This is a genomic window from Paenibacillus sp. FSL H7-0326, from assembly GCF_001955535.1.
GTDB classification, from domain to species: domain Bacteria; phylum Bacillota; class Bacilli; order Paenibacillales; family Paenibacillaceae; genus Paenibacillus; species Paenibacillus shunpengii.
This window is the reverse complement of the sequence record NZ_MPVN01000001.1, coordinates 1,596,392-1,620,866: the sequence shown is the minus strand read 5'-3', so window position 1 is coordinate 1,620,866 and position 24,475 is coordinate 1,596,392. Positions and strand designations below refer to the sequence as shown.

General features: G+C 43.3%; 20 protein-coding genes. 18 read left to right on the top strand and 2 right to left on the bottom strand.

Translation table 11 applies throughout. The features are described from left to right. Positions 1–126 precede the first annotated feature (126 nt). The 3 genes from thpR (at position 127) to BK126_RS07960 (ending at position 2,702) form a co-directional block, all read left to right on the top strand. Complete coding sequence (gene thpR / locus BK126_RS07970; protein ID WP_076312043.1) at positions 127–681, top strand: RNA 2',3'-cyclic phosphodiesterase; 555 nt, start codon at positions 127–129, stop codon at positions 679–681. 314 nt (positions 682–995) lie between these two features. Then, positions 996–1,889 carry a cell wall hydrolase gene (locus BK126_RS07965; RefSeq protein ID WP_076312042.1) on the top strand — a complete coding sequence of 298 codons (894 nt, stop codon included), beginning with the start codon at positions 996–998 and terminating at the stop codon, positions 1,887–1,889. A 120-nt stretch (positions 1,890–2,009) separates the two neighbouring features. Then, positions 2,010–2,702 (top strand): metal-dependent hydrolase, encoded by a 693-nt coding sequence (locus BK126_RS07960; protein WP_076312041.1) that lies wholly within the window; start codon positions 2,010–2,012, stop codon positions 2,700–2,702. A 123-nt stretch (positions 2,703–2,825) separates the two neighbouring features. On the opposite strand, the gene BK126_RS07955 is transcribed toward BK126_RS07960, so the two are convergent. Beyond that, positions 2,826–3,983 (bottom strand): MGDG synthase family glycosyltransferase, encoded by a 1,158-nt coding sequence (locus BK126_RS07955; protein WP_076312040.1) that lies wholly within the window; start codon positions 3,981–3,983, stop codon positions 2,826–2,828. Positions 3,984–4,222: 239 nt separating this feature from the next. Here BK126_RS07955 and BK126_RS07950 point away from each other — a divergent pair, with 239 nt between their 5' ends. The 4 genes from BK126_RS07950 to BK126_RS29335 all read left to right on the top strand — a co-directional run bounded on the left by BK126_RS07950 (position 4,223) and on the right by BK126_RS29335 (position 12,810). Then, a complete protein-coding gene (locus BK126_RS07950) occupies positions 4,223–4,813 on the top strand; it encodes a TetR/AcrR family transcriptional regulator (RefSeq protein ID WP_076312039.1) in 591 nt (196 codons plus the stop codon). A 170-nt stretch (positions 4,814–4,983) separates the two neighbouring features. Next, the gene (locus BK126_RS07945; protein ID WP_076312038.1) at positions 4,984–7,275 is read left to right on the top strand and encodes a YhgE/Pip domain-containing protein; all 2,292 of its coding nucleotides are present in this window, start codon (positions 4,984–4,986) and stop codon (positions 7,273–7,275) included. A gap of 586 nt (positions 7,276–7,861) precedes the next feature. After that, a complete protein-coding gene (gltB, locus tag BK126_RS07940) occupies positions 7,862–12,457 on the top strand; it encodes a glutamate synthase large subunit (protein WP_076312037.1) in 4,596 nt (1,531 codons plus the stop codon). Between the two features lie 206 nt (positions 12,458–12,663). Then, positions 12,664–12,810: a hypothetical protein gene (locus tag BK126_RS29335; protein WP_177178789.1), complete on the top strand. Its 147-nt coding sequence runs from the start codon at positions 12,664–12,666 to the stop codon at positions 12,808–12,810. Between the two features lie 244 nt (positions 12,811–13,054). Here BK126_RS29335 and BK126_RS07935 read toward each other — a convergent pair whose 3' ends face one another. Beyond that, positions 13,055–13,426, bottom strand: a complete 372-nt coding sequence (locus BK126_RS07935; protein ID WP_076312036.1) for a helix-turn-helix domain-containing protein — start codon at positions 13,424–13,426, stop codon at positions 13,055–13,057. A gap of 223 nt (positions 13,427–13,649) precedes the next feature. On the opposite strand from BK126_RS07935, the gene BK126_RS07930 reads away from it, so the two are divergent. From BK126_RS07930 to rfbC, 11 genes are all read left to right on the top strand, one after another. Then, positions 13,650–14,081 carry a hypothetical protein gene (locus BK126_RS07930; RefSeq protein ID WP_076312035.1) on the top strand — a complete coding sequence of 144 codons (432 nt, stop codon included), beginning with the start codon at positions 13,650–13,652 and terminating at the stop codon, positions 14,079–14,081. 118 nt (positions 14,082–14,199) lie between these two features. Further along, positions 14,200–14,958 (top strand): tyrosine-protein phosphatase, encoded by a 759-nt coding sequence (locus tag BK126_RS07925; protein WP_076312034.1) that lies wholly within the window; start codon positions 14,200–14,202, stop codon positions 14,956–14,958. 37 nt (positions 14,959–14,995) lie between these two features. Continuing rightward, positions 14,996–15,745 (top strand): YveK family protein, encoded by a 750-nt coding sequence (locus BK126_RS07920; RefSeq protein WP_083655768.1) that lies wholly within the window; start codon positions 14,996–14,998, stop codon positions 15,743–15,745. Then, positions 15,726–16,415, top strand: a complete 690-nt coding sequence (locus tag BK126_RS07915) for a CpsD/CapB family tyrosine-protein kinase (protein ID WP_076312033.1) — start codon at positions 15,726–15,728, stop codon at positions 16,413–16,415. Before BK126_RS07920 ends, BK126_RS07915 begins: the two co-directional genes overlap by 20 nt. 252 nt (positions 16,416–16,667) lie before the next feature. Beyond that, on the top strand, positions 16,668–17,576 hold the full coding sequence (gene galU, locus BK126_RS07910; RefSeq protein WP_076312032.1) for a UTP--glucose-1-phosphate uridylyltransferase GalU: 909 nt from the start codon (positions 16,668–16,670) through the stop codon (positions 17,574–17,576). A 29-nt stretch (positions 17,577–17,605) separates the two neighbouring features. Then, positions 17,606–18,265, top strand: a complete 660-nt coding sequence (locus BK126_RS07905) for a sugar transferase (protein WP_076312601.1) — start codon at positions 17,606–17,608, stop codon at positions 18,263–18,265. A 24-nt stretch (positions 18,266–18,289) separates the two neighbouring features. Continuing rightward, the gene (locus tag BK126_RS07900) at positions 18,290–19,738 is read left to right on the top strand and encodes an O-antigen polymerase (RefSeq protein ID WP_076312031.1); all 1,449 of its coding nucleotides are present in this window, start codon (positions 18,290–18,292) and stop codon (positions 19,736–19,738) included. After that, positions 19,716–20,885, top strand: coding sequence for a glycosyltransferase (locus BK126_RS07895; RefSeq protein ID WP_076312030.1), 1,170 nt, complete (start codon positions 19,716–19,718; stop codon positions 20,883–20,885). Before BK126_RS07900 ends, BK126_RS07895 begins: the two co-directional genes overlap by 23 nt. Then, positions 20,882–23,113, top strand: coding sequence for a beta 1-4 rhamnosyltransferase Cps2T (gene cps2T, locus BK126_RS28780; RefSeq protein WP_083655765.1), 2,232 nt, complete (start codon positions 20,882–20,884; stop codon positions 23,111–23,113). The genes BK126_RS07895 and cps2T overlap by 4 nt, the downstream gene beginning before the upstream one ends. A gap of 21 nt (positions 23,114–23,134) precedes the next feature. Continuing rightward, the gene (locus tag BK126_RS07880; RefSeq protein WP_076312029.1) at positions 23,135–23,887 is read left to right on the top strand and encodes a sugar phosphate nucleotidyltransferase; all 753 of its coding nucleotides are present in this window, start codon (positions 23,135–23,137) and stop codon (positions 23,885–23,887) included. Positions 23,888–23,911: 24 nt separating this feature from the next. Beyond that, positions 23,912–24,460 (top strand): dTDP-4-dehydrorhamnose 3,5-epimerase, encoded by a 549-nt coding sequence (gene rfbC, locus BK126_RS07875; RefSeq protein ID WP_076312028.1) that lies wholly within the window; start codon positions 23,912–23,914, stop codon positions 24,458–24,460. The last annotated feature ends 15 nt before the right edge of the window (positions 24,461–24,475 follow it).

The following is a 24,475-nucleotide window of genomic DNA, read 5'->3' as shown; positions in this document are numbered from 1 at the left end:
GAACCTGGTACTAGTACTAGGATATTGTTAATATATTATGGTGAATAATGGTTGTATGTGGAAGGCGTATGACGATAACTTATTGAATTCATTTTGCTAAAAAACATAAAGTGAGGATAAATGCATATGTCAGATCATAAGGTAAGACTCTTTACCGCTGTCCGAATACCAGATGAAATAAAAAATAAGCTGCATCAATGGATGGAGCATCACAAGGATCAGCTTCCTTTTCGAAATCGGACTCATCAAGAGGATTATCATATCACTTTGCAATTCTTGGGTGATACGGAACCAGCGGTCATGGACAAGCTGCATGAAGCTTTGCAGGAAGCGGCGAATCACGTGCAGCCTTTTCCGCTTAAGATTGGGGAACCGGGCATTTTTGGTTCCGATCAGGCACCGAGAGTATTATGGAGAGGGCTGGAAGGTGAGCTGGACAGCCTATTTTCACTACAGCAGTCGATCGTGCAATCAACGATACCCTTAGGTTTTGTACCTGAGGATCGCCCCTATCGTCCCCATATTACAACGGCACGCAAATTCAATCATGGCTCTTTTAATTTGAATGAGCTTATGAGTGGTGTATGGGATGACACTTGGCTGGTGGAAGAATTTGTGTTATATAAGACAAATATGGGTCAAAAGCCGATGTATGAATTGATAGAAAAATACGAATTATAATGCATAAATTCATAGACTCCTTAATATGGTAATCTATAACCATTTATAGCTTTTACAACCAGAAAAAAGATATAATTTGAGTCGAAAAAAATAAAGCACAAAAAAATTATATTTTTTTATTTAGTATTTTTTGGGATCAAGTGTTCGGGTGCGAAAAAGCTTGATAGATCAACGGAATTTTTGATGTGGACAAGCACCCGCATGGAGCACTTTTCCCTGTTGTAGAGACTGTAATTGGTGTATTCTCTGTTATTCAAACCTTGCATTTTTGGTTACAGTTAAGTAGAATTGTGCCGATATAACAGGAGGTCATTATGAATACAAATAGAGAGATTCGCTGGGTAGCACCTCTAATGATCGTGCTGCTGGTGTTTATATTGGGGGCCAGCCTTATTGTAAAGGCTGTTGAAGTATATGGGGATAGTGCAACGAAAGAAATGCCGGAGACGGCTCAGAACGCTCATGATGATGCGGCAGATCGTATTCACAGGACAAGCTCTGAAGGGGACGGAGCCACTGCTGTGAAATCTATGACACAAACATCTGCAAGTCATGAAATGATGAATCAAACGGTGACTGCGGTTGGCACACCGCGTATTGCCACGGACTATATTTCGATCAAGGCAGCTGAACATTTGGAAGCAGAAGCTCTCAAAGAACAGCAAGCCAAGAAAGCGAAGAAGCTGGCGGCTCTTGAGAAGCAACAGAAGCTGGAGAAGCAAAAAGCACTTGCTCAATTAACCGCTGAAAAAATGAAGACCACTCCCCCCGAAACTTTATTCTTTACCCGTACGGAATTATTAACTCAGGCAGATAAAGACAAATCAACCTGGGACTACCCCGTGACGGATAAGGAACTGCTTATGCTGCAAAAAATTGTGATGGCAGAAGCAGAAGGCGAACCGTACGAAGGCAAAGTAGCTGTAGCTAACGTTGTCTTAAACCGGCTGCGGTCAGCCAATTATCCCGATACCATTAAGGATGTTATATACCAGAAATATCAGTTCAGTCCTGTTGCGAACGGCCGTATGGACCGTGTGACGCCTAACGAGGACGCTATTCAAGCTGTAAACGAAGCCATGCACGGACGCAAGGAAGTACCGGATGATACGCTCTTCTTCTTATCTATTACCCTGGCTGACGACCTTACCGTACACCATTCTCAAGAAAAGGTGAAAACAATAGGTCACCATACCTTTTATAAATAGGCAGAATCATTTCATAATACCTTCTTCATGATTTATGAAATGGATTCGACAAGTGATATAATGGATGTGATATGTCCGTTATTACACGGGATATAACCTATGCATAGGAGGTAATAATCAATGAAAATTACGTACTATGGTCATTCTTGTTTGTTAGTTGAAGCTGAAGGCAAACGGGTTATAATCGATCCCTTTCTATCCGGGAATCCGAAGGCAACGATTGCCCCGGAAGAGGTCAAAGTGGATGCGGTGCTGTTGACTCATGCACACGCCGATCATTTTGGTGATACCCTTGCTATTGCCAGAGCAAATGACTGCCCGGTCGTAGCCGTATACGAGCTGGCTGATTATTGTAAGAATCAAGGCGTGAAGGCGCATCATATGAATACAGGAGGAAGCCATCAGTTTGACGGCTTCAAAGTGAAGTTTACACTGGCCTTCCACAGCTCGTCCCTTGATATCGACGGCAAGCCCGTTTATTTGGGACAACCTGCAGGTATTTTGCTGAGTATGGGCGGCAAGACTCTATATCATGCTGGAGACACGGCTTTATTTGGCGACATGCGTATCATCGGAGAACTGAACCATATTGATATTGCTGCGCTTCCGATCGGCGATGGTTTGACGATGGGACCAGAGGATGCAGCGATTGCAGCCACCTGGATTCGCACGAAGCAAGTCATTCCAATTCACTACAATACCTTCCCTGCGCTTGAGCAGGATCCGAATCAATTCCGCCAGCTTCTGAGCCAGAAGAGCCAGGAAGAGATTGAGACCGTAACACTGGAGCCGGGAGCGAGCACAACACTGTAACTTGTAATACAGATTATGAACAGATCTGAAGATATAATAAGAGCTGCATTTGCCTAATTCGCCGACCGTGGACGAATGGGCATGCAGCTCTTTTTTGGATATGGTATAGAATGGGATGACGTATTAGCGGGAAGCATATTGCATAACCGGAGTACGGCGGGTCGAGCTCTGCATCAGCAGTTCATGCACGGTTCTTGTGCAGGCCTCTGGCTCATACTCATTCAGCCGGGCGTCAGCACCGCTTGCTGCAATGCCGTTAGCATACAGATGGTGTAATCTTGAGAATTGCTGATGAAGTACATACGAGTTCTGAAGAACAGTACCATATCCGGATTTAACAAAATAATCACAGTTCTCTTCCTCCTGCCCGGGCAGCGGGGGAGCAAACAGCATAGGAAGACCTTTGGCCAGACCTTCAGTACAAGTCATGCCGCCCGGCTTCGTCACGAGAAGGTCTGAAGCATCCATTAATTTGCTAACCTTGCGTGTGTAGCCTATGATATGAATATCAGGATGCTGGAACATGGTGGATTCTCTTAATCGCTCGGCCAGCTTCTCATTGTTGCCGACGCAGAAGACGAGCTGAATCTTGCCCTTCCAGGAAGCGATGTTTTCCATGAGCTGATCCTGAAGCGGCAGCCCCCAGCCTCCCCCCATGATCATGACCGTAGGAATATTCCTCAGACCAAGCTCCTCTCGGACCGCATCCTTCGGCTGCTTGTTCCAGAAGTCAGGATGAACCGGTATGCCGGTAATCCGAATTCGCTGCGAATCTACGTTTCTCTCAAGCAGCATTCTCTCAACCTTGGGAGAAGAAACGAGGTACTGATTGACCTCCGGACTAATCCAGGTACCATGAGCATCGTAGTCCGTTATTAAGGTGTACAGCGGGATGTCGAGTCCAAGACGCTTCAATCTGGAAATCACCGCATTCGGAAAAGGATGTGTGCAAATAATGACATCCGGGTTCAGCTGGGTCAGCACCTTCTTGGCGTGGTTATAGAATAGCCGGTGAAGCGCGAGTCTTCTAAATCCGGTCAAGCTTCGGTTATAATTGGTTCGATAGATCAGCCCAATCAGCTTGGGGCTCATCGTAATCGTTCTGCGATAGGCACCCAGAATGAAGGGGGCTACCGTAGGATTTAAAATTTTGCCAAGCTCAATGACACGTGCATTCACATGCGGATACAAAATTTTGAGCCCCTTCTCAATGGCATGTGCTGCTTGTGTATGTCCGGTACCAAAACCTTCTGACAGCAAGAGCACTCTCTTCTTCTTCATAAATTCACCTATTTCATAAAATGAGATTTGGCTGTTCGGTATGTATAAAGATCTCTAAATCATATGACGAAACGGCAATAATAAAACCCTGCAATACATTAAACGAATTTGGCATGTAAGAAGTCTCAATTAATGTGATTTTTCTTGCTAAAAAGAAATAAAAGTGATAAAGTGGTTTTTGACCGAATGACTAAAAATGATTTTTGGTCATTAATGAATAGATCACAGAGGGAGGAGACATGTTGGCACAGGTAGATCGCCGCAAGCTTATAGTTCAGGCCGCAGCCCAGTCCTTTGCTCTATTTGGATATAAAGCGACGACGATGGATCAGGTAGCGAAGATCGCAAATGTGGGGAAAGGCACGATCTATACTTTTTTTACGAATAAAGAAGAGTTGTTCGATGAGATTCTGCATGACGTCATTCTGGAGATGAAGGAGCTTGCAGAACGGGAGCTTGATTCGGAACAGACCTTTGTCACGAATTTGTATCGCATTCTTGATGCCCTGCTTGAGTTCAGGAAGCAGCATGAGCTGCTCATCAAGCTGTCTCAAGAAGTCAGAGAATTCGGTACAGCGCAGGCGAAGGCAGGCCATGAGAAGGTAGAAGCTGTTATAACGGGCTATCTGGAGAAGCAGCTGACGACCGCAATGGACAAGGGTGAAATCAAGCCGTGTGATCCGAAGGTTGTCGCATTTATTATGTTCAAGCTGTATATTGCGCTCACCTCCGACTGGAATCGGATCAATGAACCGCTAAGCAAGGAAGAGATTAAGCAATATCTGCAGCTGTTTCTTGTAAACGGTCTGTCGCAGGAAGTGATGGGATAGCGTTAGCAGTCAGGGCCGGTATTCACGCAGCAGGAAGTGGAAGCCGGCTTATTCATATTCAGCTTATTAAAGACCAAACATCTCTCGTGCAGAAATGTTTATTTTTTTCGATTGAAATGACCGAATGGGGATTCTGGTCAAATCGTATAATGGAGAAGGAGTAAGGAGAAATGAAATCATTATCTGTTTTTTCTAAAGATTTACTCAGGGCAGTCAAGAATCCCAAAATACTGATTCCCATCATTGCGGTAATTTGTATTCCGATTCTGTATACAGGGATCTATTTGACAGCCTTCTGGGATCCGTACAACCATCTGGAACGGCTGCCCATTGCGGTGGTTAATGAGGATAAGGGAGCTGAATTTGAAGGCGAGAGTCTTACGATCGGTGAGGATCTAATAGAGGAGCTGAAGGAGGACCCCGAGTTTGACTGGCAGTTCGTCAATAATGAGGAAGCTCAGGAGGGCATAGATAACAATAAGTTTTACATGAAGATTACCATTCCTGAGGATTTCTCGGCCCGGGCGACAACACTGCTTGATGACAAGCCAAGTCCGGCCGAACTGATCTATGAACCGAACGGAAGCTATAACTTTGTCGGGGCTCAGATTGGAAATACGGCGATCAAGGAGATCAGCAAGCAGGTATCCTCTGCTGTAACCGAATCCTATACAGAAACATTACTGGATAAGTTCTCTGAAGCATCCGATGGATTTGGCGAAGCAGGGGATGGAGCAAAGGATATTAACGAAGGAGCTGTTAAGCTCGATGACGGTGCTGTGACCCTTCAGGATAATCTGAAGAAGCTGACGGAGGGAACCTTGGAGCTGCAGCAAGGAATGGATCCTCTGGCAGACGGGGTGAAGACATTAAATGACGGAGCAGGACAGCTTCATACGGGAGCTAATGAGCTGTCGACCGGTTTGAACCAGCTTGTCACGGCAGAAGGTCAGCTGGAAGCAGGAACCGGCAAATTACAGAGCGGCGCTGTGGAACTGAAGGATGGCATTGCTTCATCACGAGATGGCGCAGCGGCGCTGAGCGAAGGTCTTGCTTCTGCGGAGCAGGGAGCCAGCGCACTAGACGAAGGTTTGCAAGGCGCGAAGCAGGGAAGTGCGCAGCTGAGCAGCGGACTCTCTGCTGCAGAGGAAGCAAGCGGTCAGCTCGCAGCCGGGGCAGAGACACTTGCGGCAGGACTTCAGCAATTGGCCGAGTCGAACCCGGAGCTTGCCGCAAGTTCAGAAGTGCAGAAGCTCCTTGCTGCAAGCCAGTCATTGGCCGAAGGAGCGGGGCAGCTTCATGCGGCAGATCAGCAGCTGCTCAGCGGAGCCCAGGCCTTGGACCAAGGGAATGAGAAGCTTGCGGCGGGCGCGCAGCAGCTTCTCTCGGGGCACAAGGAGCTTGCCGCAGGAGCGTCTGCCTTGGCAGCCGGTCAGGAGCAGCTGCATGCGGGTGCAGATACGCTGGCACAAGGTCAAGGAGAGCTGAATTCCAACCTGGCCTTGTTTGGTGAGAAGCTGTCTGAAGCAGCCAGCGGCGGAGAAACTCTGAGTGCGGGAGCATCAGAGCTGTATACCGGAACCGGCACGCTGCTTAGCAGCATTGGTGAATTGACAGGAGGCGTGACGACGCTGGCAGATGGCTCGGCTCAGCTGACAGATGGCGCCGGTAAGCTTCACAACGGGCTGAGTGATATTAAGGATGGCTCAAGCGAGCTGTCAACCAAATTGAAGGATGCAGCATCAGATACCTCTGAGCTGCAACAGACGGATGAAGTGGTCAGCATGTTTGCTGAGCCTGTCCAAACGATCGAGGATGAGACCCGAAGTGTAGCCAATTACGGCACAGGCCTCACTCCGTATTTTATGTCCATCGGCTTGTTTGTCGGGGCACTGATTACGACCATTATTATGAACTTGCGAGAAACAAGCGTACCGGATGCGGGGCCGTGGAGCCGGTTTGTAAGCCGCTTCCTTGCCTTTGGGGGAATGAGTGTGCTGCAGTCGGTGATTCTGGCAACCTTCATGCTGTACGGCTTGAAGCTTGAAGTCGCGAGTGTACCGCTGTTCTACGTATTTTCGATTATTGTTGGCTTTACTTCCATGATGATTGTTCAGGCACTGGTGACCTGGCTTGATCTGGTCGGCCGCTATCTTGTCATCGTACTTCTAGTATTCCAGCTGGCAACAAGCGGCGGAACGTTCCCGCTCGAGCTGCTGCCTGAATGGATGAAGCCGATCAGCTCCCTGCTGCCGATGTATCATAGCGTGATCGGGTACAAAGCTGTCATTATGAGCGGCAACTTCAATCTCATGTGGGATAAGGCGGCTACGCTCGGAATATATGCCGGCATCTCTCTGCTGCTGACACTGTTCTATTTCTTGTGGAGCGGACGCCGAAGAAAACAGAGCTCCGCTGCAGAGGATGCGCAGCATACCAGCGGAGATACGGTGACGATCTAGCTCTAACTATAAGCATGATTTACAAGCGAAGCTGTGTCCTAATTAACATAGGATGCAGCTTTGTTTTTTTTGTTATTGAAGTGATACTGACATTGCCATCATTACATAGGAATCTAGGAATGATAGAAGCAGACGAAAAATGGCAGGGCTTACAAAGAAGGATTGTACAAATTTTTAGATAATTGCTCCATTCAAATGTGACAGGCGAGAGCAAATAATAAAGAACAATCAAAAACATGAGGGGCCTAATGAGTGTTCTGAAGTGGACTCGGGTATGAATAAATATCCAAAAAAATGCCGGAAATAAACGTTGATGCACTAAAGCTGTAATGCAAAAGATAAATTATCGAACCTATAGAAATTTTGAATTGCGCTGATGTAAGGTCGATGTTAAAATGATAGAACTATACTTATAAATCGGTTCTACCCTGTGTTTTATTTATGCAGAATCAGCTGGCAGCGAGAGCCTGAGCGGATCTTAAACAAGTTTGTTACGGCGCTGTCATCCATGTGTTGCTTGTCCCTTCGTTGGTCACTTTTGTCACGGATGTTCACCAAATTTTTCGTAATAGAAAGGTTGCGTTCCATGAGACAGACTGGATTACCTCCTAAACAGGGTCTATACGACCCTCAGTTCGAAAAAGACGCTTGCGGTATGGGCTTTGTAGCTAACATCAAAGGCGTACCTTCCCATGATATTGTTAGTCAATCCCTAACGATGCTGAGTAATATGGAGCATCGTGGCGGCCAGGGAAGTGAGCCGAATTCGGGTGACGGAGCCGGAATTCTGATTCAGCTTCCACACCGTTTTTTTGCAGAAGAGGCTGTACGCCTTGGCTTTGGTCTTCCTGAAGCGGGTCATTACGGAGTAGGGATGATCTTTACTTCAAATGATGAAGAGGTTCGTAGTGCCCACCTTGCGATTCTGAAACAGATCGTACAGGAGGAAGGACAGGAGTTCCTTGGAATTCGTGAAGTTCCGACGTATGACGAGATGCTGGGTAAATCGGCTCTGGCTGCGAAGCCTTATGTATGTCAAGCATTTATCGGCCGTGCTGAAGGCATCCAGAATGAGCTTGATTTTGAACGGAAGCTGTATGTAATCCGCCGCCGGGCGGAGCAGGCGATCCGCTACTCGGATCAGGTGAAGGATGCGAACGCCTTCTATATCCCGAGTATGTCCTGCCGTAAGATTGTATACAAAGGCATGCTGACCACAGAACAAGTTGGCCAGTTCTATCTTGATCTTAAGGACGAGCGTGTTGAGTCTGCGATGGCGCTGCTGCACTCCCGTTTCAGTACGAATACGTTCCCGAGCTGGGAAAGAGCGCATCCATACCGTTTCATGATTCACAACGGTGAGATTAACACGATGCGCGGTAACGTGAACTGGATGCATGCACGTCAGTCGCTGTTTGAGAGTGAAGTGTTCGGAGATGATCTGTCCAAAGTCAGACCGGTCATTAACGCAGACGGTTCTGACACGGCAATGTTCGATAATACACTGGAATTTCTGTATTTGAGCGGACGCTCCCTGCCTCATGTGGCCATGATGATGGTACCAGAGCCTTGGAGCAATGACGAAGGAATGGATGCTGAGAAGAAGGCTTTTTACGAATATCACAGCACACTGATGGAGCCATGGGACGGACCTGCTGCAATGGCCTTTACGGACGGTGTGCAGATCGGTGCCATTCTGGACCGGAACGGACTGCGTCCTGCACGTTACTATGTAACGAAGGATGACCGTATTGTTCTCTCCTCAGAAGTGGGTGTTCTGGATATTGCACCTGAAGATATCTTGTACAAGGACAGACTGCGTCCTGGACGCATGCTGCTTGTTGATACCCGGGAAGGACGCATTATTTCTGACAGCGAAGTGAAGGCACAGATTGCTTCCGAAGAGCCGTACCAAGAATGGCTTGACGAGCATTTGGTAGATCTTCACGAGCTTCCTGATGCTCCAGAGCTTCCGGAGCCGAAGCATGATAACATAAACCAGCTTCAGCTGGCATTCGGATACACCTTCGAGGAGCTGCGCAAGATCATCGAGCCAATGGCATCGACAGGCATGGAAGCGACAGGTTCCATGGGCTATGATGCACCGCTTGCGATTTTGTCAGATCGTCCTCAACGACTCTATAACTATTTTAAACAAATGTTTGCCCAAGTAACCAACCCGCCGATTGATGCGATTCGTGAAGAGATCGTAACATCGACGCTGACGACGATCGGATCTGAGCGCAACCTGCTCATTCCGGAACCGGAGAGTGCAAGACAGATTCGTCTGGCGACTCCGATCTTGTCCAATGAGGAATTTGCGAAGATCCGTCATATCCGCAGACCAGGCTTCCGTTCCATGACGATTCCGATCTTCTTCCCGGCGAAAGAGGGAGCCGAAGGTCTGAAGAACGCAATGGAGGTTCTGTTCGAAGCAGCGGACCGGGTCATTGAGAAAGGGCATAATATACTCATTCTGTCCGACCGCGGTATGGATGCGGAGAATGCAGCCATTCCAGCATTGCTGGCCGTATCAGGTCTGCATCACCATCTGATTCGTCAAGGGACACGGACTAAGGTCAGCATCCTGCTTGAATCCGGTGAGCCTCGTGAGGTGCATCATTATGCGGTGCTTCTCGGCTACGGCGTAAGTGCAGTGAACCCTTACCTCGCATTCGAGACATTGGATGATATGATTCAGCAAGGCATGCTGCGCGGCATCTCTCATGACAAAGCCGTGAAGAATTATATCAAAGCGGCTACCAAAGGGGTCGTTAAGATTCTGTCGAAGATGGGGATCTCGACCATTCAATCTTACCGCGGGGCTCAGATTTTTGAGGCTGTCGGTTTGAATAGTGACTTTGTAGACCGTTACTTTACATGGACACCTTCTCGTATCGGCGGTATCGGTATCGAGGAAGTGACAGAAGAAGCACTTGTGCATCATAACCGTGCGTTTACGGACAAAGACGGTAACGATAAAGTGCTGGATTCCGGTGGTGAGTATCAATGGCGTAATGATGGAGAGGATCACCTCTTCACACCGCAGACGATTCACACACTGCAGCACGCAGTAAGAACGGGAGATTATAATCTCTACAAGAAATATGCGAAATTAGTTCAAGGCGAGAATGAGAAGAAGCTGACCATTCGCTCCCTGCTGAAGCTGAAGTCAAATGGCGAGGCGATCCCATTGTCCGAAGTTGAATCCGCAGAGTCTATCATGCGTCGATTCAAGACAGGTGCGATGTCCTTCGGTTCCATCAGTAAAGAGGCGCATGAGGATCTGGCGATTGCAATGAACCGCATCGGCGGCAAGAGCAATACCGGTGAAGGCGGGGAAGATCCGGCTCGCTTCACACCTGACGCGAACGGAGACTCTCGCCGCAGCGCGATTAAGCAGGTTGCATCCGGACGTTTCGGTGTAACATCGAACTATCTCGTCAATGCCGATGAGATCCAGATTAAGATGGCTCAAGGGGCTAAACCGGGTGAGGGCGGTCAGCTTCCGGGACGTAAGGTATATCCATGGGTAGCTGAAGTCCGCGGCTCGACACCAGGTGTCGGCCTGATCTCTCCACCACCGCATCACGACATTTATTCGATCGAGGATCTGGCAGAGCTCATCTATGACTTGAAGAATGCCAATCCACGAGCAGATATTAACGTTAAGCTTGTATCCGAGGCTGGTGTAGGTACGATCGCAGCCGGTGTTGCCAAGGGCCGTGCCGATGTCATTCATATCAGCGGATATGATGGCGGAACTGGTGCGTCACCTCAAGGCTCGATCAGACATGCGGGGATGCCGTGGGAGCTCGGTCTGGCAGAGACGCATCAGACGCTCATGCTGAATAATCTGCGTGATCGTGTCGTCATTGAGACAGACGGCAAGATGCTGAACGGCCGTGATCTCGTGGTCGCTGCTCTGCTTGGCGCAGAAGAATATGGCTTCTCCACAGCACCGCTTGTTGCTCTGGGCTGTATTATGATGCGTGTATGTCAGATGGATACTTGTCCAGTAGGGGTGGCTACCCAGAATCCTCAGCTTCGGAAGAATTACATGGGTGATCCTGCTCATGTCGTGAACTTTATGCGTTTTGTAGCGGAAGACACACGTGAGATTATGGCAGAGCTTGGCTTCCGTACCATTGAAGAGATGGTAGGACGCACAGACTGTCTGGATGCTGAAGTTGCAGCTGAGCATTGGAAGAAGAAAGGCATTGATCTGTCGGCTCTGCTCCATGTCGCTGATGCTGCGAACTCTGCTCGAACTCGTATTCAGAAACAAAATCACGGTCTCGAAGAGACGCTGGATATGCAGAAGCTGGTTCCACTCGCTGCGCCTGCAATTGAATCCGGCAAGCTGGTTGAAGCTGTGCTTCCGATTACGAACGTGAACCGTGCAGTCGGAACCATTCTGGGCAGTGAAGTAACGCGCAAATATGGCGCAGCTGGACTGCCGGAGGATACGATTCAATTCAAATTTGTCGGCTCTGCAGGACAAAGCTTCGGGGCCTTTGTACCTAAGGGAATGACCCTCACTGTTGAAGGGGACTCCAACGACTACGTAGGTAAAGGTCTTTCCGGTGGTAAATTGATCGTGAAGCCTTCACCAAGCGCAACCTTTGCTGCTGAAGATAATATCATTATCGGTAATACAGCATTGTATGGGGCGACTAGCGGCGAAGCGTACATCAACGGAATCGCTGGTGAACGGTTTGCAGTACGTAACTCGGGAGCGCGTGTCGTTGTAGAAGGCGTGGGTGACCACGGCTGTGAATACATGACCGGCGGACGTGTTGTCATCCTGGGCGGAACAGGCCGCAACTTCGGAGCAGGTATGTCTGGAGGGATCGCATACGTATACGATCCGGAAGGCACAATTCTGTCACGTGTTAACCTTGAGATGGTACTGCTAGAGCGCGTCGAGGACTCGGCAGAGGAAGAAGATCTGCGTGGAATGATCAGTCGTCACGTTCAGTACACAGGCAGCAGCCGTGGTGAGCAGATTCTTGCGAACTGGCAGCAGGAGGTTGGCAGCTTCGTACGTATCATTCCTAAGGACTTCAAGCGCATGCTTGAACAGATTGAGAAGGTACAGGCAGAAGGACTTACAGGTGATGCAGCATTGCTTGCAGCATTTGAAGCCAACATGCGTGAACTGGCACGTGCTGGTCAGTAATTTAACTTATTAATCGAACAGGACTTTATAGCAGGACCTTCACTTAAGAAGGACGCTATGAAGTCCTGTTTTTTTATTCGACAAAATTAGAACCTCGAAAACCTGACATTCCGCCATGAGACGACAACATTACTAGGAAATTTTTCGTATAATAGGTCTAGTTAATTTAACATACATATAAAAAGGTATAGGAGAGGTTGTCCGGTATGAACATGGATTATCCAAGCAGGAGCGATGATCAACCGATGAACCAGAACAACCCGAGGAAACCGCTTGATATCGTGGATGTTTTGAAGCAATGTGGCATCGATCCGAAGGAATGGCAATCTCTTGTTCCCCCTCAGGATAGATAAGTTCGCTATAGGGAAGAGATGAGCACGAACCCAAGTAAGAGCTGTGATATATATTCCTTATGCATGAAGCTCATGTCGCAGCTTGCAATGTTAGTATTTGCTGGGTGGATAACCTACCTCTGTGAAACTGGCATAAGAGATATATTGAACATAAAAAAGGTCCCTCACATCGAGGGACTACAGTCAGAATTCTACAATGATGATTATCGATATGGGACTAAATGATCAGATACCAGAACGAGCATCACGAGTCCATATTACGTTCCATTCGTACGAAGGCGATAAATCTCCTAGCTTCTTCCTCTGACAACGGCTTGCCGTCAATCATGAGCTCGAATTTACTCAGTACCTCCCGATCGGAGAGCTCCAATGCGTCGACAAATCCTCTCACATCGTCATCGAGCACCATCTCCGGTTGACTCGTTCTTCCAAGCAGATAATCGACAGATACATTGAAGGTATCAGCGAGCTTGGTGAGGGTCTCAAAGTCCGGCTTGCGCCTTCCCTTCTCATAGTGAGACAGTGAAGCTCTCGTAATCTCCAGCACACTGGAGAGCTCCTCTTGAGTCATTCCCCTTTTTTCTCTTAATTCTGCAATACGGTGTCCGTAATCCATCTATTTTTATTCCTCCTGGTTACTAAATGAACGTTTACCGAATCTAGCTGCCTTTGTCATATAAGTTACGATGTGTCCAAAAATCTATTGACACGATACGATTTGTATCGTAAATTGGATACATCAAGGTTACAAATTGTATCATTTTATCGCACATTTCTAGCCTTGACCCCGATTCATTCATTCATACCTGGGATCGCAATTATGTAAGGGATGGAAATCTATGAAACAGGTCAGTAGTCAGGGCATTAACGCAAGTATGTATATTCACAAGTATGAAGAGCAAGTCATTAACAGCAGGAGCCGTCCCATTATTATTCTTGGGTTGAATCAGAAGTCCATTCACTTCTTAAGCGACCTCATCATTCCTCCTGTACCTGAGCTTCTCGTTGGGTTAGAGCTGGAAGGTCAGAAGAACAATGTCATTCATCTCGACTGTACATTGCAGTGGAAGCAGGAGTTAGGAAGTTTCACACTATATTATGCAAAGTTACATATTCATGAAGAACACAGACTATATATATATGGTCAGTTGAATCAGATGATTTATCAGCTGCAGTATCCGGTACATTCCTATTTCCAGAAGCAGCTGGAAGCTTGGACCATAGTCGAAGACATACCATATCCGTATTCACGGATTAATACTCAGGCTTAGCCTGCGCTAACGCCATTTTACTATATTTATCATGTTCCTGCATTAGTTCTTTGACCCCAATATAAATGTGTGAAACATATTTTGATGAGGGGGGACATAGTATTGAGGGTGCACGCTTATGATTGAAATTCATTGTCACATCTTGCCTGGTCTGGATGATGGACCAACATCCATGGTGCGTTCACTGGCTATGGCACAAGCTGCTGTTGCAGCAGGAATCACTAAGATTATTGCTACCCCGCATCACTTGAATGTGAGTCACGATAATCCGAGTCATCAAGTGGAAGAAGCCGTACAGTTGTTTAACTTGGAACTCAGGGAACATAACATCCCGTTACAAGTTCGCTCGGGTCAGGAGATTCGAATTCACCCCAGACTTATCGATCTGTTGAATAATGAGGAGCTTCTTACCTTGGCTTCAAGTAAATATATGCTGCTGGAGCTGCCGAGCCGAGAGGTGCCTTCGTTCTTTCCCAATCTGCTTCACGAACTGAAGGTCCGCAATATCATACCAATCATTGCACATCCAGAGCGTAACGCTGTCTTGCTGCGAGAGCCTGAATTACTCGGGCAATATATGAGTCAAGGTGCATTATGTCAGATCACCGCTCAATCGTTCTTAGGGCTTTTCGGTCGAAAAGTTCAGAAATGGTGTTTTCATTTTTGCAAACAAAATGGGTTTCATTTCATTTCATCAGACGCACATGATACAGAACGTCGCAGTTTCGAGCTCCAGGCTGCCTATGAACGACTAGAATCACGGTTTGGACTCGAAATGGTAGAGCAGCTCCAGACCAATGCGCGAAGAGTATGGGATAACAGATTGGTAGAGCTTGCAGAACCAGTGAGTACACGGCGCCGCATACTTCCATGGTAAGACGATTGCGCGCTACATGAATGAAGGAGGAATAGAAGTGGAACTCAAGGAGTACATGAATATTATTCGAAAAAGGATTTGGCTTATTGCCATTATTGTGATCGTTGCTTGTATTGGTGCAGGAGTTAAGACCTATATGACGACCCCGCAATATCCAGCCGAGGCCAAGATCATTGTGAACCAGACCTATGACAGACAAGGAACGGCGATGCTTGACTATACGCTGATTCAAACGAATGTCATGCTGATCAATTCTTATACGGAGATTATTAAATCCTCAGCCATTTTAGATAAAGTACTTGAGGCTTACCCAGATCTCGGTTTTACTACAGAGCAATTAGCTTCCATGATTACCGTATCTGCTGCGAACGAATCACAAATTATGAATTTGGCCGTGACAGCGACTTCCTATGAGAAGGCTGCCAAGACCGTAAACGCCGTCGCCAGAATATTCGAGCGTGAGATTCCTTCCATCATGGAGGTGGATAATGTCACGATCCTGAACCAAGCACCGCTGGAGGCAAATGTCCCTCCTGTGAATATTAATTTGATGATGAGCATATTAATCAGTTTTGTTGTTGGTTTGATGCTGTCCGTTGGTCTCGTATTCCTGCTTGAATATTTGGATGATACCTTCAAGACAGAAGCGGAGCTGGAGAGAGAGCTGGGATTGCCGGTTGTCGCCGTCATCGCAAGAATCAAGAAGGACGATGTCAAGTCTTCACATCATACATCTATATCACAAGGGCAGGTAGGTGAGGCGAACTATGCCACGATCAACCAGTAATCAGCATAATCTAGTAACTGCAGTCAATCCGAAGGCACCGATATCGGAAGCCTATAGAACACTGCGGACGAATATTCAATTCTCAGCAATTGATGATCAGATCAAGGTCCTTATGGTGGCCTCCGCTCAATCGGGAGAAGGAAAGACGACAACCGTTAGTAACCTGGCCGTGACTTACGCACAGGAAGGCAAGAAGGTGCTGCTGATCGATACGGATCTAAGAAAGCCTTCCTTGCATCAAGTGTTCACAGTCTCGAACCATGCCGGACTATCCAGTGCAATTGCAGCGCAGTATCCGGTTCAAGAAGTGCTTCAGAAGACCGCAGTCCACAATCTGGACGTCCTGCCATCAGGACCGATTCCTCCGAATCCTTCCGAGATGCTGGGGTCGAAGAAGATGACAGCTTTACTTGAGGAACTAAAAGGAATATATGACATTATATTGTTCGATACACCGCCAGTGCTTGCTGTTACTGACGCAATGATTATCAGCTCCTTGTGTGATGGTGTTGTGCTCGTCGTCAATTCAGGCAAAGTGAAGAAAGATCTCGTGAAGAAGGCGAAGGGCCACTTGGAACATGTGAATGCCCGAATCCTAGGTGTTGTGCTTAACAACATTCAGCTTAACAAGAATCAATCCAATTACTACTATTATTACGGCGAACGCTGATGAAGTAATTTGAATTATGTCAGTAACAGGTAATGCCTGCTGTACCTCTATCACTGCAGGCACTCGGTCACACTGTGGGTCAGTGTACCTTAGACGTTCATCGTCGAGGGTGTGATGTGAGGTGGGGTTTAATGCCCTGTTATGAAATTGAAAGTAAGAATTGTATCGCTTACATTCATATTTTTACGTAAACGGTACAACTCGTGCTTTTAAGTCATTCAATATAAATAGAGAAGGATAAGGTGATGATGTATGAAAAAAGTGAGAAAGGCCATTATACCTGCTGCAGGTCTAGGTACTAGATTCTTACCTGCAACGAAGGCGATGCCGAAGGAAATGCTGCCGATTGTTGATAAACCGACCATCCAATACATCATCGAAGAGGCGATTGCATCCGGAATTGAAGATATTATTATTGTCACGGGCAAAGGGAAGAGAGCAATTGAGGATCATTTCGATAATGCCTTCGAGCTAGAGCATACCTTACAGTCTAAGGGCAAGTTCGATCTGCTCGAAGAAGTTCGGAAATCATCCAATGTGGATATTCATTACATAAGACAGAAGGAGCCAAAAGGGCTGGGTCACGCCGTCTGGTGTGCGCGTAATTTTATTGGTGATGAGCCATTTGCTGTACTCCTCGGTGATGATATTGTTGAAGCCGAAGTGCCATGTACCCGGCAGCTGATTGAACAGTATGAAATGGTAGGCAGATCCATTGTGGGTGTGCAGACCGTAGCTGAAGAGCATACAGACCGTTACGGGATTGTAGACCCACTCAGCTCGGAAGGACGTTTGTGTGCAGTCAACCGGTTTGTTGAGAAACCGAAGCTTGGCGAAGCCCCTTCTAATCTCGCGATTATGGGAAGATATATTCTGACGCCTGAAATATTTGAACTGTTGGATGATCAAGAGGCAGGTACTCATGGAGAGATTCAGCTGACGGATGCGATCCAGCGGCTGAATGAAGCAGAGGGAGTATACGCATATGATTTCGAAGGGACTCGTTATGATGTGGGCGAGAAGCTAGGCTTTATCCTGACGACAATTGACTTTGCCTTGAAAAATGAAGAGCTCCGTATTCCGATTCTAAACGCATTAGGAGACATACTTGAGAAAGAATCGGTAGCGAGATTGGCAATCGGTGGAGGTGAATTCGAGTGAGCTCGAATCCGCGGACGAATGATGCAGAGATTGCACTAGAGTCTGGAGTCTATGAAGCAACGCTCGAACGAACAGAAGCAAATCAAACCTACCTTATTATGAAGAGATTAACGGATATGGTCGCCTCGCTGCTAGGATTAATTGTACTATCTCCGCTGTTTCTACTGCTCGCCGTATTGATTAAGCTGGAGGATCCGAAAGGTCCGGTATTCTTCAAGCAGCAACGTGTAGGCAAGAATGAGAGAGTCTTCTATATGTATAAATTCCGATCTATGGTTCACAATGCGGAGGAGCTGCTGGAACAGCTCTTATCTCAGAATGAAGTCAGTGGGGCCATGTTCAAGATGAAGAATGATCCGCGAGTCACGAAGATCGGACGGTTCATTCGCAAAACAAGTCTGGATGAGCTTCCTCAGCTATGGAATGTCGTCCGTGGCGATATGAGCCTGGTCGGTCCAAGACCACCGCTGCCAAGAGAAGTCGAAGAATATTCCTTATACGACAAGCAACGACTGCATGTAACACCGGGTTGTACAGGTCTGTGGCAGGTTAGCGGCCGTAACAGTGTTGGCTTCGCAGAAATGGTTGAGATGGATTTGGAGTACATTCGCAAGCGGAAGTATTGGTATGATATCGGAATTATTTTAAAGACGGTAAGGTTGTTGTTTGGAGCAAAGGATGCATTTTAATAACCTTTATAAGGAATTATAAAAATGAAAAAATTAATTATAATAATTTCTACATTAATTATAGCTATGACAGTTAGTTTTATTGGTACAACTATGTCCTATTCTACTAATATTATTGGCCAGATAGTGTTCTTTATTACTCTCTTACCCCCACTAACATATTTAATTGTCTCAATAAGTAAAAGGTCTATAAATTTACTTGATCCATTCTTTTTGTATCCACTTTGTTATTTTTTATTTTTTGGAGTAGGAAAGCTATTAGCGTCTGATGTAAGTGATCAAGCGGCTAGGACAGCTGACCTCTGTATAATTTTGGGTGTGTTTGGTTACTTATATGCTTTTATGTTTTTTAAAGTTGTAAGGAAAAGTAACCAAGGAGATATGGCGAATAAAACAATTTATTTCGAAAATTCCCTTTTTTTTGAGAAGATAGTTTTTTTAATTGGGACTCTTGCTTTTGGACTGTATATTTTGAGAATCGGTAGTATTCCATTATTTATGGGAAATCTAGAACAATCTCGTGTAGATGCTTCTATTAGTGGAGGGGCGGAATTAAGAGTATTAACGTATCTTCTTATAATTTCATCGATTGTAGGATTCTACAATTATTTTTTCTTGAAGTTTAATGGAATAACTCCACAAAAATCTTCACTATGGATATATATTTTTGGGATTATATTTCTACTTTTATTAAGTAATCGATCGCCAGTATTTACGATAATCTTGTCTACATTTCTTATATTCGTTTATCTGAAGTTTCAGGGGAAAATTAGAACTAAGAACTTTATTCTTTTAGGAACAGTAGTGTTATTAACAGTAGTTGTTTTCGTAGGAGGAATTGGAGCCTATAGAGTTGTTAATACAGAGTTATTCTATAGATTTCCAGAATACAAATCATACCTCATTGACAAAGATTACATCGGATTGTCTTTATTTATTTTTGGGCATTATCTTGGGATTGGATATAAAAACTTTAGCGATGTACTTCAGTTATTTCCATCAGTTATTCCATATGAATATGGGCAGACCTATTTAGGGCCAGTACTAACTGTACTCCCTGGCACTCAGTACACTTTGGATATGCAAATTAAAGAAGCACTAGGTCAATCTTATCTAGGAGGAGGAACAATACCCTCAGCTTTGGGCGAAGCGTATGCTAATTTTGGATTAATTGGGTGTTTCATAATTCCGTTTTTTACTTTTCTTTTATTGAATGCTGTATTTATAAGTTTTAAAAAAGATCCTAAAAATCCATTTAAAATAATATTTTATGTATTCTTCTTAGTTTACATGAGCTATAACTTACTTGCTGGGTATGCTGCAACAAGTGTTTTTCCTTTTATAAGTATTGGTGTTTATTTTTGTTATCGTGTTCTTCTTTATACGCCTGTAAGTTTTATTAAGAAGCCGAGTTCTCTAGACAAAAAAGAAAAGGGAAGATGGAATGTTCATGGTACAAGCAAACAGATTTAATCTAATATTTATTTCACCTCATAATTGGTTTGAACATGTATCCAAAAATAAAATGAATCGTCCATTGAAACTAGCAGAACAATTTAGTAAAGATTCATATTTTGAAAAAATCATGATAGTTAGCAGAGTTCATCCAAAGCTAATTTATAGTGATTCCCCGAGAACGACAATATCCAAAGGGTTAGGATATCGTCTGAGTCAATGTAATGTTTCAAAGTGCACATATTACCTAGAGCATTGTTTACCGTTCGGAAAAATTGAGCAATCTATCTTACCTAGAATCATACAAACTTGCGAGAAAAAATTAGAGTTTAAGAGATCGATAATGCTTATTGCAGATCCTAAATCTGTTGGGTTAGTAAAATTCTCCACACATCTAACTTTATTTGATGCTTATGATGATTGGACTTTATCTCCTCTTTATACAAACAGGCCGAAACATTTAAAAGCAATAAATAAGGGTTATAAAGAAGCGGAAGAGCTTTCAGATATTATCTTTGTTAACACTCTGCAAATGAAAGAAAAATTCGAAACGAAGAATAATAAAAATAATGTATATTTACTTAACAATACGTCCTCATTGAATCTTGAAATCGATGTATCTAGACCTCTCAAAGGTAAATATACTGGAAAAGTAGTAGGTTATTTAGGCAATATTCATGAACGTATCGATTTATCACTATTAGAAGAAATGTTAACGTTCTTCCCTGATGTTACGTTTTTATTCATTGGAGTAAATGAATTTAGTGATGATAAATTTGAAAGGCTCTTGAATAACTATAAAAATATTGAACATATACCTGGTATACCATACTCTGATGTCGCAAGCTATATTAATGACTTTGATGTATGTATTGTACCTCATATTATAAGTCCCTACACTCTATCTCAAGACTCAATGAAAATGTACGATTATTTATCTCTCGGTAAGCCCATTGTAACTACACCTATCCCACCTTCAGATGTAGTCGGTTCTCTCGTATATGTTGCAGAAAATGCGAATTCATTTAAGCAGCAATTAGAGCGCGCCTTGAGTGAGGAAGGAAATGAACTTAAAGAGAACAGAATAAACTATATGAAAAACAACTCATGGAATTCCAGAACAAGTTTAATCTATGAAATAATCGAAAAGGCAGGAGTAAAATGACAATCCTATCCGTCGGTATAGTGACTTGGAATAGTGAACAGTATATTGAAAGATGTTTAAGTTGTTTAAAAGATCAAAGTTTTCAAGATTTTGAACTAATTGTTGTTGATAATGGTTCAGTTGACTCGACAGTATCAATTATTAAGAAAATTTATCCATCTGCCAACTTAATCATAAACAAAGAAAATACAGGTTTTTGTGGCGGACATAATCTAGCGATAAAAGAATCTACTGGTAAATTTTACATGCCATATAATCCAGACATTTTCGCTGAACCTACTTTTTTAGAAAAAATGATTGATGCTGCAACGACTGGCAATATGATAGGCTCGATAAGTGGGAAATTGCTCAGATTTGATCCCGTGGAAAATAAAAAAACTAAAATTATTGATTCTACTGGAATTTATTTTAAGAAAAATAGAAGATCACTTGATAGAGGAGCAGAAAGCTTAGACGTAGGGCAATACGATAATAAGGAATACGTGTTCGGAGCGTCAGGTGCCGCACCTTTATACAGTAAAGAAATGCTTGAGGACATTAAGATTAATGATCAATATTTTTTAGAAGATTTTTTTGCTTATAGAGAAGATGTTGATTTAGCTTGGAGAGCTCAATTGAAAGGTTGGACATGTGTATATAATTATGAAGCAGTGGCCTATCATGTCAGAAATAACACACCTGAAAAAAGAAAGCAGATGAGTAATTTTGTAAATATGCATTCTGTTAAGAATAGAATTATTATGCTTTTACAAAATGAATCAAAGCAAGGTTTCTTAAAACATGGTTGGTATTTCATTCCATATGATCTTATGATTATTGCTTATGTTTTATTGAAGGAAAGATCATCAATTACTGGATTGAAATATATTTCCAAAAACCTAAAGCTTATTAAAAGTAGAAGGAGCCTAATCAGAAATACATCAGAAGTTGATAACAAGGCATTTTTGCAATGGTTTGGAATTAAGACCAGCGAACCACTAAATATTTCTTCTTCAAATAATCAGAATACAAAGAAACACGTATTTGTCATAGGATCCAAAGGTATACCTGCTAAGTATGGTGGTTTTGAAACATTTGTAGACCAACTCACTGAGTACCAAAAAAATCCAATTATACAATATCATGTTTCCTGCTTATCTAGTAACACTAGAAAAGAGTTTGTTCATAATAATGCTCGATGTTTTGAAATACCAGTTCCTCTAACAGGTAGTTATAAAGCTTTAATTTATGATGTATATAGTTTATTATCTGTTGCTAAATATATTAAGCAATATAAAATGAATGATTCTACTATATATATATTAGCCTGTAGAATTGGTCCAGTATTCTCTTTATTAAAATGGTTACTCAGGAAACATAATATAAGTTTTTATGTTAATCCTGATGGACATGAGTGGAAAAGGAGTAAATGGAATAAATTCATCAGGAAGTATTGGAAGTACTCAGAAAAACTGATGATTAAACATTCTGATCTCATTATTTGTGATTCGATTGGTATCGAACAATATATAAACAAAGAATACAAAAAATTTAATCCAGTTACTAAATTTATATCTTATGGGACACATGTAAGAAAATCCTCTCTTTCAGACTCTGATGAAAAGCTACTCAGTTGGAATAGTAAAAATGATATTCGAATTGGAGAGTACTTTCTTATAGTTGGAAGATTTGTACCAGAGAATAATTATGAGTTAATGATTAAAGGTTTTATGGAATCAAATTCAGATAAGGATTTGGTCATTATTACTAATGTAGAAGAAAATTCATTTTATAACTATTTATTAAACACTACGGGTTTTGATAAAGATAAACGAATTAAATGGGTTGGGACTGTTTACGATAATGAGCTATTAATGAAGATAAGAGAGAATGCATTTGCTTATTTGCATGGACATGAAGTAGGTGGTACTAATCCGTCTCTTTTAGAGTCAATGGGTAGTACAAAACTAAATATATTGTTTGATGTTGTGTTTAACAGAGAAGTAGGTCAGGAGGCAGCAGTATATTTCAACAGAGAATCGTCACAATTAGCCACAATTATTAGTCAAGTTGAGGAGTTCACGACACAAGAGATTGACGATTATCAAAAACGGGCAATTAATCGAATGGCTAATTTCTATTCTTGGGATGATATTATCAATTCGTACGAAAAAACCTTTTTAGAAGATCAGAAGCAAGTGGTAACACCTGTCACTCTTAATAATAGTACAACTGTTTTATCCAAATAATTTTAAAGGGAGTGTTTCGTGATGAAAGGAATTATTTTAGCTGGTGGGACTGGTTCAAGATTATATCCTCTTACAAAAGTAACAAATAAACATTTACTACCTGTAGGGAAATATCCAATGATTTATCACTCTATCTATAAATTAAGGGAAGCAGATATACAGGATATTCTTATTGTAACTGGGCGTGATCACATGGGAGATGTGGTGAATTTACTAGGGAGCGGTCATGAATTTGGTGTGACGTTTACATACAAAGTGCAAGATCAAGCAGGTGGAATAGCACAGGCACTTGGTTTAGCCGAGAATTTTTCTAAAGGTGAATCGATGCTTGTGATCTTAGGAGATAATGTGTTTTCGGATTCTTTAGATACTTACGTAAAAAACTTTAAAAAGCAGGGTAGTGGAGCTAAAGTATTGTTACAACAAGTTGAAGATCCGGAGCGTTATGGTGTAGCAGAAATTGAAGGGGATACTATTAAATCAATTGAAGAAAAGCCTAAGGTACCGAAAAGCCCTTACGCTGTTACAGGGGTTTATATGTACGATTCGAATGTATTTAATATTGTAAGAACATTAAAACCATCTAATCGTGGTGAACTTGAAATTACTGACGTAAATAATGCTTATATTCAAGAAGGGCTCTTAACGTATGATATTTTATCTGGATGGTGGACAGATGCTGGAACACATGATTCATTAGCCCATGCAAATGATTTGATGAAAACTAAGGATTTAGATCTGACATTTGGAAAAGTTATTACAACTAGTAAATGAATAATTAATATCGAGGTGACTAAATTGAAGTTAATAAAAACTAAATTATCAGAAGTACTTTTAATTGAAACCCCGGTGTATGGAGATCACCGGGGTTTTTTCACGGAATCATATAATAAAAGTACATTCAATGAATTTGGAATAGAGAATAACTTTATTCAAGATAATCATTCATTTTCTGCTGAAGCTGGTACATTACGTGGACTTCATTATCAATTAAATGAAGCTGCACAAACAAAATTAGTCAGAGTTTTAGCGGGTGCGATCTATGATGTAGCAGTGGATATTAGAAAAAACTCATCTACGTATGGTCATTGGGTTGGTGTGGTTTTAAGTGAGAGCAATAAACGTCAGTTACTAATTCCAAAAGGATTTGCACATGGTTTCTGTACAATTACTCCAAACACACAAGTGCTTTATAAAGTAGATAATTATTATTCTAAAGAAAATGATCGAGGTATTCTATGGTCTGATCCAACACTTAATATTGATTGGCCAACTAATAAAGTGATCTTATCGGATAAGGATCAACAGCATCCATTACTTAATGAAGCTGATAATGATTTTAATTAAAGTAGAAGGAGAGAA

What these genes read in the sequence shown, in the direction of transcription:
- BK126_RS07945 (WP_076312038.1), top strand. Translation starts at nt 4,984, where the DNA reads ATGAAATCATTATCTGTTTTTTCTAAAGATTTACTCAGGGCAGTCAAG.
- BK126_RS07925 (WP_076312034.1), top strand. Translation starts at nt 14,200, where the DNA reads ATGATTGAAATTCATTGTCACATCTTGCCTGGTCTGGATGATGGACCA.
- BK126_RS07880 (WP_076312029.1), top strand. Translation starts at nt 23,135, where the DNA reads ATGAAAGGAATTATTTTAGCTGGTGGGACTGGTTCAAGATTATATCCT.
- BK126_RS07950 (WP_076312039.1), top strand. Translation starts at nt 4,223, where the DNA reads ATGTTGGCACAGGTAGATCGCCGCAAGCTTATAGTTCAGGCCGCAGCC.
- BK126_RS07965 (WP_076312042.1), top strand. Translation starts at nt 996, where the DNA reads ATGAATACAAATAGAGAGATTCGCTGGGTAGCACCTCTAATGATCGTG.
- BK126_RS29335 (WP_177178789.1), top strand. Translation starts at nt 12,664, where the DNA reads ATGAACATGGATTATCCAAGCAGGAGCGATGATCAACCGATGAACCAG.
- cps2T (WP_083655765.1), top strand. Translation starts at nt 20,882, where the DNA reads ATGACAATCCTATCCGTCGGTATAGTGACTTGGAATAGTGAACAGTAT.
- BK126_RS07935 (WP_076312036.1), bottom strand. Translation starts at nt 13,426, where the DNA reads ATGGATTACGGACACCGTATTGCAGAATTAAGAGAAAAAAGGGGAATG.
- gltB (WP_076312037.1), top strand. Translation starts at nt 7,862, where the DNA reads ATGAGACAGACTGGATTACCTCCTAAACAGGGTCTATACGACCCTCAG.
- thpR (WP_076312043.1), top strand. Translation starts at nt 127, where the DNA reads ATGTCAGATCATAAGGTAAGACTCTTTACCGCTGTCCGAATACCAGAT.
- BK126_RS07895 (WP_076312030.1), top strand. Translation starts at nt 19,716, where the DNA reads ATGGTACAAGCAAACAGATTTAATCTAATATTTATTTCACCTCATAAT.
- BK126_RS07915 (WP_076312033.1), top strand. Translation starts at nt 15,726, where the DNA reads ATGCCACGATCAACCAGTAATCAGCATAATCTAGTAACTGCAGTCAAT.
- BK126_RS07960 (WP_076312041.1), top strand. Translation starts at nt 2,010, where the DNA reads ATGAAAATTACGTACTATGGTCATTCTTGTTTGTTAGTTGAAGCTGAA.
- BK126_RS07900 (WP_076312031.1), top strand. Translation starts at nt 18,290, where the DNA reads ATGAAAAAATTAATTATAATAATTTCTACATTAATTATAGCTATGACA.
- BK126_RS07930 (WP_076312035.1), top strand. Translation starts at nt 13,650, where the DNA reads ATGAAACAGGTCAGTAGTCAGGGCATTAACGCAAGTATGTATATTCAC.
- galU (WP_076312032.1), top strand. Translation starts at nt 16,668, where the DNA reads ATGAAAAAAGTGAGAAAGGCCATTATACCTGCTGCAGGTCTAGGTACT.
- BK126_RS07955 (WP_076312040.1), bottom strand. Translation starts at nt 3,983, where the DNA reads ATGAAGAAGAAGAGAGTGCTCTTGCTGTCAGAAGGTTTTGGTACCGGA.